We start from the raw sequence: 12,532 nt of genomic DNA, 5'->3' as shown, positions 1-12,532 counted from the left end.
GGGGGCCGGCGCACCGTATCGCACATCCGCGCGGGAGTGTGACGCACGAGGAAATGCGACGCGCGCGGGAATGTGACGGCGGCATGCCGGGCCGCGTGGCCGTGCGGGTTGCGCAGCGCCGACCGGCCCGCCTATGTGGGCAGGTGCGTCCCGCCTCCCCGGCTCGGCCCTTGTTCCACGCTCGCGAACGCGCCGCGGCCACCCCGCCCCCAGGATCACCCCGGTGTCGACCGCCCCCGATCTGCCCCCGCCGCCCCCGCCCGCAGCGCCGTCCCCGGCCGGCACTCCGTTCAAGCTGATCTTCCCGTCGATCATGCTGCCGATGTTCCTGGCCGTGGTCGACCAGACCATCGTGGCGACGGCGCTGCCGGCGATCGCCGCCTCGACCGGGCAGATCGAGCGCGCCCCCTGGGTGGTGGTCGCCTATCTGATCGCCGCCACGGTCGCGGCGCCCGTCTACGGGCGGCTCGGCGACGCCTTCGGACGGCGGCGCCTCCTGCTGGTGGCGCTCGGCGTGTTCCTGGTCACGTCGCTCCTGTGCGCCGCCGCGCCGACCATCGAGACGCTGGCGCTCGCCCGCGTCCTGCAGGGGCTCGGCGGCGGCGGGCTGATGACGCTGTCGCAGGCCCTGGTCGGCGAGGCGGTGCCGCCCCGCGAGCGCGCCCGCTACCAGGGCTGGCTCGCCGCCGTCGCCGTCACGGCGAACTCGTTCGGCCCGGTGGTCGGCGGCGTCCTCACCGAGCACTTCGGCTGGCGCTCGATCTTCCTGGTCAACCTGCCGATCGCCGTGCTGGCGATGGGGCTGGTGCTGCGCCTGCCGGTCCGCAAGGTCGAGCGCGTCGCCTGGGCGTCCGATCCGCTCGGGCTGATCCTGTTCGCCGCCTTCGTGACGACGACGCTGTTGTCGCTCGAGCAGGTGCAGCGGGCGAACTTCTCGGCGCTGCCGTTCGCCGCCGCGCTGCTCGCCGCCGCCGCCCTCAGTCTCGTGCTGCTGATCCTGCAGGAGCGTCGCACCCCCTCGCCGCTGATCCCGCTCGGCCTCTTGAAGCAGCCGGCGATCTGGCGGGCCGACGCGATGGCGGCCTGCCACGGCGCCGCCCTGGTCGCGCTGATCACCTTCCTGCCCGTCTATCTCGGCGTCGTGCGCGGCGCCTGGCCCTCCACCATGGGGCTCGTGCTGGTGCCGCTCACCATCGGGATCGGCACCGGCTCGCTGCTCACCGGCCGGCTGATGGCGAGCACCGGCTACACGACCGTGTTCCCCTCGGTCGGGCTCGGGCTCGCCGCCGTCAATCTCGTCGTGCTGGCGATCTTCGCCGACCACATGTCGATCCCGGCGCTCGGCGGCATGATGTTCTGGAACGGCACCTGCATGGGCACCGTGATGGCGGTCGTGCAGGTGACGGTGCAGAGCGCCGCCGGCCCGGGGCGGCTCGGCGAGGCGGCGGGCTCGGTGCAATTCTCGCGCTCGATCGGCGCCGGGCTCGGCACCGCCGTCATCGCGACGCTGCTGTTCGGCTGGCTGGCGCTCCACAATCCGGAGGCGCTGGCGGTCTTCTCGGGACTGGCACAGCGCGGCCGCGACGCCGCCGCGAGCCTGCCGCCCGAGCGGCTCGCCGCCGTGCAGGGCGACATCCGCGACGCCTTCCGGGTGGTCTTCCTCGGCATCGCCGGCTTCACGCTCGGCGGCCTGGCGCTGGCGCTGACCAATCCGCTGCGGCGGATCTGATCGTCGCCGAACGCGCCGTTCCGGAGCGGCGCGCAGCGCCGAACCCGGAATCGAACCCCGACCGCGATCTCCGCCGCTGGATTCCGGGTTCGCGGCTTCGCCGTGCGCCGGAATGACCGGCACCTCAATGATGCGCGCCGTGCGGCGGCTGGCTCAGGCGGTCCACATAGGCGATGCCGATCGCCGACAGGATGAAGACGCAGTGGATGATGGTCTGCCACATGACGCCCGTCGCCGTGAGAGTGCCGCGGCCGGAGTCGAGCGCCCCGGCCTCGATGAAGGTGCGCAGCAGGTGGATCGACGAGATGCCGATGATCGCCATCGCGAGCTTGATCTTGAGCACGCTCGCATTGACGTGGCTGAGCCACTCCGGCTGGTCCGGATGGCCCTCGAGGCCGAGCCGCGACACGAAGGTCTCGTAACCGCCGACGATCACCATGATGAGCAGGTTGGAGATCATCACGACGTCGATCAGGCCGAGCACCACCAGCATGATCTGCAGCTCGCTGAAGTCGAAGGCGTGCGTGACGAGGTGCCAGAGCTCCTTGAGGAACAGGATCACGTAGACGCCCTGGGCGACGATCAGACCCATGTAGAGCGGCAGCTGCAGCCAGCGCGAGCCGAAGATCAGCATCGGCAACGGGCGCAGCTCCTTGGGCAGCGACTTCGAAAGGTGCGGGGTCGTCTCGGTCATCCGGATGGTCTCGCTCGATCCTCGGGCCCGACGGCGGCGTGATGGAAGCCCGCGGGTGATACGTCCGCGGCCGGCCCGCGGTCCACCGCCGGCTCCGATCCAGCAGACCGAATCGACGGCCGCGTGACGGCGAAACGGGCATTTGGCCGCAGCTTTCGACGGCCGCCGCGACAGGCCGTCGCAGTGGGCAATTGCCCACCTTTCCCGACTTCGCAAGGCCTTGGTGGGCCGTCCGGGCGCTCCCACCGGAATCGTGGGCATCTTTCCGCTGGCCTCGACCGCGCCCCGCCGCCTAGCATTAGTCCAAACAACGAAACTGCCAGGAAACGCCCGATGACACCCCACGCGACCACCGGCTCCGCCGCGCCCCGCCGTCCCTTCCCGCTCAACGCCTGGTACGCCGCCGCCTGGATCCACGAGATCGGCCGCGCGCTCGCCGCCCGCACGGTCTGCGGCAAGGACATGGTGCTGTACCGCCGCTCCGACGGCCGCGTCGCCGCCCTTGAGGATGCCTGCTGGCACCGCCTGCTGCCGCTCTCGCTCGGCCGCCTCGACGGCGACCAGGTGGTGTGCGGCTATCACGGCCTCGTCTTCGACGGCGACGGCCGCTGCACCTTCATGCCGGCCCAGAAGACCATCAACCCGTCGGCCTGCGTGCACGCCTATCCGGTCGCCGAGCGGCACCGGCTGGTGTGGGTGTGGCCGGGCGACCCGGCGCTCGCCGATCCGGCGACCATTCCGGACTTCCACTGGAACGACGGCACCGACTGGGTCGGCGAGGGCGGCACCTTCTACTCGCTGAAATGCGACTACCGGCTGGTCATCGACAATCTGATGGACCTGACGCACGAGACCTATGTGCACGCCGGCAGCATCGGCCACGACGCCATCCTGGAGAGCCCGTTCGACGTCACCCATTCGGACCGCCGCGCGACCGTGACGCGGTGGATGATCGACATCGCGCCGCCGCCCTTCTGGGCGAAGCTGCTCGGCAAGCCCGGCAACGTCGACCGCTGGCAGATCATCCATTTCCAGGCGCCCTCGGTGATCGCCGGCGACGTCGGCGTGGCGCCGACCGGCACCGGCGCGCGCGAGGGCGACCGCTCGCAAGGCGTCAACGGCTGCTTCCTCGCGGCGATCACGCCGGAGACCGAGACGAGCTGCCACTATCACTGGAACTTCGTGCGCAACTTCCGCCGCGACGATCACGCGCTGACGCGCGCGATCCAGAAGGGCCATGTGAACGACGGCAAGGGCGTCTACGACCAGGATCACGTCGTGCTCGAGGCGCAGCAGAGGGCGATCGACCGCAATCCGCGCATGCCGTTCTACAATCTCAACATCGACGCCGGCGCCCTGTGGGCGCGTCAGCTGATCGACCGCATGCTCGACGCCGAGCAGGCCGGCCCGCGCGTGGTCCCGAGCCAGGCGGCGGAGTGAGATCATGCTCGCGCGAACCGACCAGCAGACCGGCGTGCTGCGCGCCACCCGCGATCTCACGGCCGACATCCGCCTGTTCGAGATCGAGCCGGCGGTCTTCACACCGCCGCCGCCGGGCAGCCATCTCGACCTGACGGTGCGGATCGACGAGCGTCCCGACACCCGCTCCTACTCGATCGTCGGGGCGTGCACGGACGGGCTCTACCGGATCGCCGTGAAGCTCCTGCCACAGTCGCGCGGCGGCTCGGCCTACATGTGGACGCTCGCCCCCGGCGCGCGGCTCTCCTTCACCGGGCCGCACGACACGTTTCCGCTCGGCACCGGGCGGCCCGACTATCTGCTGGTCGCCGGCGGCATCGGCATCACGCCGATCTACACCATGGCGACCGCGCTCGCCCGCGCCGGCGCCCGCCTGCGGCTCGTCTACGCGGCGCGCCGCGCCGCCGATCTCGCCCTCGTCGACGAGCTGCGCGACGCGCTCGGCGACCGCCTGACGATCGTCACCAGCGAGGCCGGCGGCCGCATCGACCTTACAGCCGAGATCGCCGGCCTCGCGCCCGACGGCGAGCTCTATGTCTGCGGCCCGATCGGCATGCTGGAGGCGGCCAGGCACGCCTGGCAGGCGAGCGGGCGCCCGCGTGCGAACCTGCGCTTCGAGACCTTCGGCTGCAGCGGTCGCTTCCCGACCGTGCCGTTCACGGTCGCGATCCCGCGGCTGGGCAAGGAGATCGTCGTGCCGGAGAATCGCACGATGCTCGACGCGCTGGAGGCGGCCGGCGTCGCCATGATCTCGGACTGCCGCAAGGGCGAATGCGGCCTGTGCGCCCTGCCGATCCTGTCGGTCGACGGCACCGTCGACCACCGCGACGTGTTCTTCAGCGACCAGGAGAAGGCGTCGAACGCCAAGCTCTGCACCTGCGTCTCCCGCGTCGCCGGCGGCCGCATCACGATCGACACGGCCGACCGGCCGGAGTGAGAGCGGGCGGCCTGACTTTCCCCCGTCATTCTGAGGTGCCCGGCAAAGCCGGGCCTCGAAGGATACGGCCACTCAATTCGGCGTCGCCGACTTGAGCTTCAATGGGGTCGATCTCGGGCAGGCCCGAGATCGATGGCCGTCGCCCTTCGAGGCCCGGGCTTCGCCCGAGCACCTCAGAGGCTGTGAATGTTTCGATTTTTGCACTTTTCGACCTGAGTCAAATCAACGACTTAGCCGGGCCGGAAACGCCGAAAACCGGAAAGATTCACAAGCTCTCAGGGTGACGGTGACACTCCGTGCTGGAGGCCCGAGGCTCAGGCCGGCACCTGCGTCTTGTACCAGTCGAGAATCTCCGCCCCCGTCCACATCGCCACGTCGCCGTGGCCGAGGATGTAGTCGTAGAGCGCCTCCAGATACTTGATCCGGTGCGGCACGCCGGTGAGATAGGGGTGGATGGCGATCGCCATCACGCGCGGCGACGTCGCGCCCTCCTGATACAGCCGATCGAACTGATCACGTCCGCGGCGGAGGATCTCGTCGGAGGGCTGCTGCTGCACGGCGCTGATCACGACGTCGTTGACCTCGACCGTGTAGGGCACCGAGACGACGCGGCCGGCGCGTGTCGCGATCGGAAGGGGCTGATCGTCCAGCACCCAGTCGGCGACGTATTCGATCCCCTCCTCGGCCAGGATGTCGATCGTCTCGTCGGTCTCGGTGAGGCCGGGGCTCTCCCAGCCGCGCGGCGGCTTGCCGGTGAACGCCCTGATCGTCTCGACGGTCTTGCGGATGGCGGCGCGCTGATCGTCGAGCGTGTGCATCGGCTTCTGCACGAAGCCGTGGCCCATGAAGTCCCAGCCGGCGTCGCGGGCGGCGGCGCACACCTCCGGATAGGTCTCGCAGGTGATGCCGTTGATCGCGAAGGTCGCCTTCAGGCCGCGGGCGTTCAGCGCGTCGAGGAAGCGCCAGAAGCCGACCCGGTTGCCGTATTCGTGCCAGGCCCAGTTGGGCAGGTCGGGCAGCAGCGGCTGGCCCATCGGCGGTGGCAGCACGGCGCGCGGCATCGGGCCTTCGGTGAGCCAGTTCTCGACGTTGACGATAGTCCACACGGCGACCCGGGCGCCGTCGGGCAGCTTCAACGCGGGCCGCCGATGGATCGGCGCATAGGGAATGCGGCCGCGCAGGCTGTGGCCGAGGGTCTCGCTCATGGCGCGTCTCTCCGTGTTGCTTTTCTTGCAGGCGACGAAGCGGGACACGCAGCCTAGCAGGCCGCGCCGCCGGCGAGGCCGCACGCCGCCGCATCGAAGCGATGCGGGAACGGCGGGTCACCCGGCCACACCGTCGTTCCGGGGCGGCGCGAAAGCGCCGAGCCCGGAACCCATAACCCCTGCCTGTCGTGACGCACCGACACCGGGCGTATGGATCCCGGGCTCGCGGACCTCGAGGTCCGCGCCCCGGGATGAGCGGACCATCCCAGGATCACCCCGCCGGCAGCAGAAGCTCGGCGCGCAGGCCGCCGATCGGCGCGGCCGAGAGGGTGAGCTTGCCGCCGTAGAGGCCGGCGAGCTCGGTGACGATCGACAGGCCGAGGCCGGAGCCCGGCTTGGTCTCGTCGAGCCGCTTGCCGCGGCGGGCGACCTGCTCGCGCTCGGCCTCCGAGAGGCCCGGCCCGTCGTCGTCGACGACGATGCGCAGGCCGGCGCTCGCGCGCCGGTCGGGCGGCGGCGCCGGCGCAGCCTCGATGGCGACGCGCCCCTGCGCCCACTTGCAGGCGTTGTCGACGAGATTGCCGACCATCTCCTCGAGATCCTGCCGCTCGCCGACGAAGCGCAGCGTCTCCGGCACGTCGGCGTCGATGACGAGGCCGCGATCGTGGTGCAGCTTCTCCATGGTGCGGGCGAGCGCCGTGACCACCGGCTTCACCTCGGTCACGGTGCCGACCACGGTGAGACGGGCGGACAGCCGCGCCCGCTCGAGATGGCGGGTCACCTGGTCGCGCATGATGGCCGCCTGCTCGCGCACCTTGCGGGCGAGCGGATCGTCGTCGCCGCGCGTCGCCGCCTCGTTGACGACCACGGACAGCGGCGTCTTCAGGGCGTGCGCGAGATTGCCGACATGGGTGCGGGCGCGCTCGACGATCTCGCGGTTGGCCTCGATCAGCGCGTTGGTCTCGCGCGCGAGCGGGGCGATCTCGTCGGGGAACTCACCCTCCAGCCGCTCGCTGCGGCCGGCCCGGATGGCGGCGAGGCTCTCGGAGATGCGCTTGAGCGGGGCGAGGCCGAACCGCACCTGGAACATCGTGATCAGCAGCAGCACGGCGGCCAGCATCACGAACGTGATGGCGAGCGCGTTGTCGAAGGAGCGCGTCTCCTCGTCGATCTCCTGCGGGTCGCCGGCGACCGAGACGAGGAAGCGGCCCTCGTCGCCGAGATCGACGGTGCGCTCGACCAGCCGCAGCCGCTGGTCCTCGGGGCCCGGAACGTAGGAGCGCCGGCTGCCGTCCGACCCGGGCTGGAGGCCCTGGTCGGCGAGATGCGGCAGCGTCTGGTCCCACAGCGAGCGCGACGAGCGGGTCTCGGGCTTCGGCGCGCCGAGCCGGGTGATCTGCCAGTACCAGCCCGACAGCGGCAGCTCGAACAGCGGCTCGCCGAGCGACAACGGCCCGCGGTCGGCCCCCTCCTCGGGCGCCGCGACCTCGGCCACCAGGGTGCGCAGATAGACGCCGAGCCGGCGGTCGAAGGAACGCTCGACGGCCTGCCGATACAGCGACGACAGGCTGATGCCGGTGGCGAGCAGGATGATCACGGTCCACGCCGTGGCCGAGAGGAAGAGACGCAGCGCGAGCGAGTTGGCGCGCATGTCACGAGAGCGCCGGTTCGACCCTCTCCCTCGGGGAGAGGGTCGGGCGCGAGCACAGCGCGCGACCGGGGTGAGGGTTTGCGACGCCGGTGGGCGGGCTCGCCCCCCCCGCACCCGACGTGCTGCGCGCGTCGACTTCTCCCCGCTGGGGAGAGGTGATCGGGCGGCTGCCGCGCATCGTCGCCGGGCAGATCACGATCGGCTCTCCTCCGGCGGGGTGAGCAGATAGCCGAGCCCGCGCACCGTCTGGATCACGTCGACGCCGAGCTTCTTGCGGATGCGGCCGACGAACACCTCGATGGTGTTGGAGTCGCGGTCGAAGTCCTGGTCGTAGAGGTGCTCGACCAGCTCGGTGCGCGACACCACCCGGCCCGAATGATGCATCAGGTAGGAGAGCAGCCGGTACTCGTGCGAGGTGAGCTTCACGGGCGCGCCGTCGACCGTCACGCGGCCGGTGCGCGAGTCCAGCCGCACCGGCCCGCACAGGAACTCGGACTTGGCGTGGCCGACCGAGCGGCGCAGCAGCGCCCGGATGCGGGCCAGCACCTCCTCCAGATGGAACGGCTTCGCCACGTAGTCGTCGGCGCCGGCGTCGAAGGCCTGCACCTTGTCGCTCCAGCGGTCGCGCGCCGTGAGCATCAGCACCGGCATGACGCGGCCGGCGCGGCGCCAGCTCTCCAGCACCGAGAGCCCGTCCATCTTGGGCAGGCCGATGTCGAGGATGACGGCGTCGTAGGGCTCGGTCTCGCCGAGATAATGCCCCTCCTCGCCGTCGGCGGCGCGGTCCACCACGTAGCCGGCGTCGGTGAGCGCGGTGGCGAGCTGGCGATTGAGGTCGGGATCGTCCTCGACGACCAGGAGCCGCATGGTCTCGGTCCTCTGGATGCCGGTGCCGGCGGCGGGGCGGGCCGGACGGTGGCGGCAGCGTGTTGCTCGGTTCGGGTTCGGGTCGAAGGAGGGTCTCGGAGGTTCCTGACGATGTCGTCGCGCGCCCCGCGCGATCGACGGCCGTGGCGGCCGGGGCCGCGCTACGGGCCCGAGATCAGCGCCCCGGTGCCGGCATCGACGGTGGCGCGGACCACCTTGCCGCCGCGCGGCAGCACGGTGAGCATGTAGACGAGGCGGCCGTTCTGCTCGCACAGGCGGGCGCGCAGGAGCTCGCCGTGGCGCGCCTTCACGGCGCTGGCCGCCTTGGCGAGCGGCACCACCTGCTTGGCGGCCGTGCGGGCGCGCTGCTCGGCCCGGGTGAGGCAGCGCGGACCGGCGGGCGCGGCGGCGGCTCCGGCCGGCGCCGTCGTGGCGGTCGCGCCGGTGACGCTGCCGTTGCCGACGGCGGCGCCGTCGGTCCGGGTCGGCACCAACGGCCGGTGCGGCCGCGTCGCCGGCTTGGTCTCGGCGGCCGCCGGCTCGGGGCCGCGCGGCTCCGCGGCGCCCGGCTCGGTGGCGCCCGGCTCGGTGGCGCGTGCCTCGGGCGGACGCGGCTCGGGGTCGGCGGCGATGCAGGGCCAGGTCCATGCGGCCAGGCCGGCCGACAGGACCGCCGTGACGACCGCAACCGTCGGTGCTCGCGTCCTCATGCCTCGCCTCGCCGAATTCTCGCCGCCGATCCTCGCGTCGCGCCGGACCGCGCCGCGACTCCGGACCCTCGCAGTGTAGCCTCCCGACCGAGGCGGCGACAGGGCCGACCGGCGACGGCCGGTCGGGGCGCTCCGGCGTCGTCCGGGGGCGGCGCCGCGTTCCTCGATGCCTCGATGCCCCGACGACCCGACCCCGGCCGCGTCGCGCGGCCGCGCCTTCAGCGGCGCCCCTTGACGGCGCGAACCACCGTCTCGACGACGCTCGGCGCCGGCTGGCCGGTCGTCGCCGCCTCCTTCTCGCGGGTGCGCCCGTTGACGTAGACGCCGAGGACGGCGAAGCGGGCGCCCCAGTAGAGCGTGAGGAGGCCGGTCGCATTCGTCGCCGCGTTGAGCGGCCCGGCGTCACCGCGCCCGAGCGACCAGATCAACACGCCGAAGAACGCCGCGCACTCGATCGTCAGCTCGAACGCATAGGCGGGCCGCCACCAGCGCTGCAGCGGATCGCCGGCGAGCGCCTCGGCCCGCATGGTCGCGGCGGTCTCGGCGAGCACCCGGCCCTGCAGCTCGGCCTCGGCCTTCGCGATGTCGGCGAGCGCCGGCCAGCGCGCCGTCGCCTCGTTTTCGGCGACGGCGAGCTTCGGTCGCAGGTCCGGGGCCGGCGTCGTCGCGATGGCGCGGCCGACCGCCTCCGGGGTCGCGTCCGTGCCGAGCGCGTCGGCGAGGACGCCGCCGACCGCGTTTCCGATCAGGCCGCCGAGCGGGCCGCCGAGCGCCCGGCCGACGATCGGCGCGCCGGCGCGCGCCAGTGCGCCTCCGAGTGATGCCCAGTCCATGTCAGACCTCCCCCGTGAGCTTCAGCACGACGCGACCGAGCCGGGACGCGGCCGCGCCGGTCCAGGCCCGCTCGATCAGCGCGGTCCGGCGCACGATCAGGACGGTGGCGACGATCGCGATCGCGGCGCCGACCCCGATCAGCGACCAGGCGAGGACGGGATCGAGCGGCGCGTGGCCGGCATCGGCCGGTGGCGCGGTGCCGGTCCGCTGTACCGCCTCGCCGGCGCCGCCGCCGGCCGCCGCGGCGCCGCCTGCCGTGCGAGCCGTGCGCTGCTTGCGCGTCGCGCGGTCGATCGCGTCCTTCGGCGGCGTCGCCTGCGGCGGCACGGTCGTGATCACGACGCCGGCGGCTTCGAGCGACTTGAGAATCGCGACGACGCCGGGCTGCCGGTCGATCGCGTGCGGATCGTAGACGTGATCACGAACGTACTTGCCGCCCGTGTAGAGGCTGGTCCAGCTCCACAGATAGGGGCTGTTGCCCTTGCCGAGATAACCCCAGCCGTTGTAGCGCTCGCACTCGTGGAGGATGCGCTCGAGCGACCACGCCGGCACGCTCTGCAGCCCTTTCAGCACGAGCGCGTCGACGGCGCTCTCGGTCCAGCCGAAGGGCGGGCCGTGGCCGAGCTTCGGACGCCCCTTCGGCACCCGCACCGTGTAGCCGTTCAGGCTGTCGCCGTTGTGCAGGTGACCCGCGAAGGACAGGCCGCTCTCGCGCATGTGGAGCGCGCCGATCACGACCCACGGCACGCCGGTCGCCTGCTGGACCGGCCAATAGCGGTCCTTCGCGGCGAGGATGCGGCGCGCGGCCGTGGCGGCCGCGGCGCGCCGGGCCGGCACGATCTCGGCCTTGGTCCACAGATTGCGATAGCCGGCGGCGGTCTGCGCGGGGGTCGGGGTCATGCGAGTCTCCGTGGCGACCGGCCCGCGGCCGGCGCCGTGACACGAGTGCGACGATGGGACGATCGGGGTCGCGGTGGTGGACGATGCGCGGCTCGGCGCACGGCGCACGGCGCATGGCGCTCGGTGACGCCGGCTCACAGCTCGGCCGTCGCGGTCCAGTCCGCCGTGAAGTAGGAGGACGCCGCCGTGGCCGTGTAGCCGATCTGAAATCCGTCGGTGGCGTTCGGGCTGACGAAGGGACTGCTGAATCCACCGCCCGAGGCGTTGCTCAGCGCCATGGTCGGCGCGGCGCGCTTGCGGGCCGCGAACAGGAACGAGAACCACACGCCACCCGTCCCGCTGTTGCCGGGGGCGATCGAGAACACGCCCTTCTCGTAGTAGCGCTGGCAACGGCGCAGCTCGTCGTCGCGCCGCTCGAATGCCGTGGCCGTGACGCCGGGCTCGAGCTGCACGCGGGTCAGCGTGCCGGTCCCGAACTCGATCGTCGTGTTGGTGGCGGCCGAGAGGCTCGCGGTGACGAAGCCGCTCGCCGCGTAGGCGCCCGCGGCGGCCCCTTGATAGACGCGCGCCTGCGCGGTGCCGCTCCACGACGCGACATGGACGCCGCCCTCGACGACCGTGCCCTCGATCACCTGGCAGAGCGTGCCGGACGTGACGGTGATCGTGGTGTCGAGACCCGAGGTCGCGAACGTGTAGGAGCAACCGCCAGCGCCCGCCTTCCAGCGATCGTGCCCGTAGGCGTTCGCGGCCAACGTCACGGTGCCGGAGACGCTGCGCTGGTTGACGGCGAAATTGCCGTTGACGATGCGGTTGCGGAACGACGTCGGTCGGGTGTTCGGCAGGGCTACGGCGCCGGTCGTGCGGTCGACGACGAGCGCGTCGAGCCAGGTCGTCCCGTCCGCCGACACCTTGATACGCAGATCGTCGTCGCCGGCGAGGCCGATCTCGGCGCGTCCCGAATAGGCGGTCTGGAAGAGGAGCGACAACGTCTTGGCGGTGCTCTCCTTCGACAGCTTGTAACGGAGATCGCCGCTGCCGCCCTCGGCCGAGGACTTGGCGACCCACAGCGCGTTGTTGAGCTTTGCGGCCAGCGGGTTCGTCGCATCCGCCGTGGTGCCGACGCCGAGCAGAGCCAGGTTCTGCAGCGCGTCGATGTCACCCCCGCCTCCACCACCCCCGGCTTCGCCGCTGACGACGGCCCGCCAAGCGTCGCCGGTCCAGGCGACCAGCACGCTCTCGTCGGCGACCCAGCAGAGCCAGCCGGCCGCCGGCACGTGGAACTCCCAGCCGCCGTCGACGTAATGAGCGATCGCGTCGTCGTGCCCCGCGAAGGCGCCGCTGCCGGTCGCCTTGACGAGATAACGATCGCCGTCGGCGGGCGAGGCCGGCGGCGCGACGAGATCGCGGTCGACGACCGCGAGCATCACCAGCGCGTCGAGCCGGTGCAGCGCCTCGTTGTGGGTGACGTGCTTCTGCGCCTGGGCGGCCGCGATCAGCGGCAGCCCGAGATGGAGCGTGTCGGTCAT

General features: G+C 72.0%; 11 protein-coding genes. 3 read left to right on the top strand and 8 right to left on the bottom strand.

Annotation, left to right across the window (positions count from 1 at the left end):
- The first annotated feature begins 223 nt into the window (after nt 1–223).
- On the top strand, nt 224–1,729 hold the full coding sequence (locus ACFSOX_RS04680; RefSeq protein WP_378476620.1) for an MFS transporter: 1,506 nt from the start codon (nt 224–226) through the stop codon (nt 1,727–1,729).
- A gap of 124 nt (nt 1,730–1,853) precedes the next feature.
- Here ACFSOX_RS04680 and ACFSOX_RS04675 read toward each other — a convergent pair whose 3' ends face one another.
- Complete coding sequence (locus tag ACFSOX_RS04675; protein WP_378476619.1) at nt 1,854–2,423, bottom strand: TIGR00645 family protein; 570 nt, start codon at nt 2,421–2,423, stop codon at nt 1,854–1,856.
- Between the two features lie 333 nt (nt 2,424–2,756).
- On the opposite strand from ACFSOX_RS04675, the gene ACFSOX_RS04670 reads away from it, so the two are divergent.
- Together ACFSOX_RS04670 and ACFSOX_RS04665 are read left to right on the top strand one after the other, a co-directional pair.
- Nucleotides 2,757–3,863 carry an aromatic ring-hydroxylating dioxygenase subunit alpha gene (locus ACFSOX_RS04670; RefSeq protein WP_378476618.1) on the top strand — a complete coding sequence of 369 codons (1,107 nt, stop codon included), beginning with the start codon at nt 2,757–2,759 and terminating at the stop codon, nt 3,861–3,863.
- A 4-nt stretch (nt 3,864–3,867) separates the two neighbouring features.
- Nucleotides 3,868–4,839: a PDR/VanB family oxidoreductase gene (locus tag ACFSOX_RS04665; protein WP_378476617.1), complete on the top strand. Its 972-nt coding sequence runs from the start codon at nt 3,868–3,870 to the stop codon at nt 4,837–4,839.
- A gap of 314 nt (nt 4,840–5,153) precedes the next feature.
- Here the strand turns inward: ACFSOX_RS04665 and ACFSOX_RS04660 are convergent, their stop codons facing one another.
- The 7 genes from ACFSOX_RS04660 to ACFSOX_RS04630 form a co-directional block, all read right to left on the bottom strand.
- The gene (locus tag ACFSOX_RS04660; protein ID WP_378476616.1) at nt 5,154–6,044 is read right to left on the bottom strand and encodes a polysaccharide deacetylase family protein; all 891 of its coding nucleotides are present in this window, start codon (nt 6,042–6,044) and stop codon (nt 5,154–5,156) included.
- A 271-nt stretch (nt 6,045–6,315) separates the two neighbouring features.
- Complete coding sequence (locus ACFSOX_RS04655; protein ID WP_378476615.1) at nt 6,316–7,695, bottom strand: sensor histidine kinase; 1,380 nt, start codon at nt 7,693–7,695, stop codon at nt 6,316–6,318.
- Nucleotides 7,696–7,887: 192 nt separating this feature from the next.
- A complete protein-coding gene (locus tag ACFSOX_RS04650) occupies nt 7,888–8,562 on the bottom strand; it encodes a response regulator transcription factor (protein WP_378476614.1) in 675 nt (224 codons plus the stop codon).
- Between the two features lie 161 nt (nt 8,563–8,723).
- The gene (locus ACFSOX_RS04645; protein WP_378476613.1) at nt 8,724–9,272 is read right to left on the bottom strand and encodes a PepSY domain-containing protein; all 549 of its coding nucleotides are present in this window, start codon (nt 9,270–9,272) and stop codon (nt 8,724–8,726) included.
- A 218-nt stretch (nt 9,273–9,490) separates the two neighbouring features.
- Entirely contained in the window at nt 9,491–10,105 is a 615-nt protein-coding gene (locus ACFSOX_RS04640) for a 3TM-type holin (protein ID WP_378476612.1), read from the bottom strand.
- A 1-nt stretch (nt 10,106) separates the two neighbouring features.
- Nucleotides 10,107–11,006 carry a hypothetical protein gene (locus ACFSOX_RS04635; protein WP_378476611.1) on the bottom strand — a complete coding sequence of 300 codons (900 nt, stop codon included), beginning with the start codon at nt 11,004–11,006 and terminating at the stop codon, nt 10,107–10,109.
- A 134-nt stretch (nt 11,007–11,140) separates the two neighbouring features.
- Nucleotides 11,141–12,532 (bottom strand): DUF2793 domain-containing protein, encoded by a 1,392-nt coding sequence (locus tag ACFSOX_RS04630; protein ID WP_378476610.1) that lies wholly within the window; start codon nt 12,530–12,532, stop codon nt 11,141–11,143.

Origin of the sequence: Rhodoplanes azumiensis (genome assembly GCF_042682915.1) — a bacterium.
Lineage (GTDB): Bacteria > Pseudomonadota > Alphaproteobacteria > Rhizobiales > Xanthobacteraceae > Rhodoplanes > Rhodoplanes azumiensis.
Note: the sequence above shows the minus strand (reverse complement) of the source record. Positions and strands in the feature narration are given on the sequence as shown.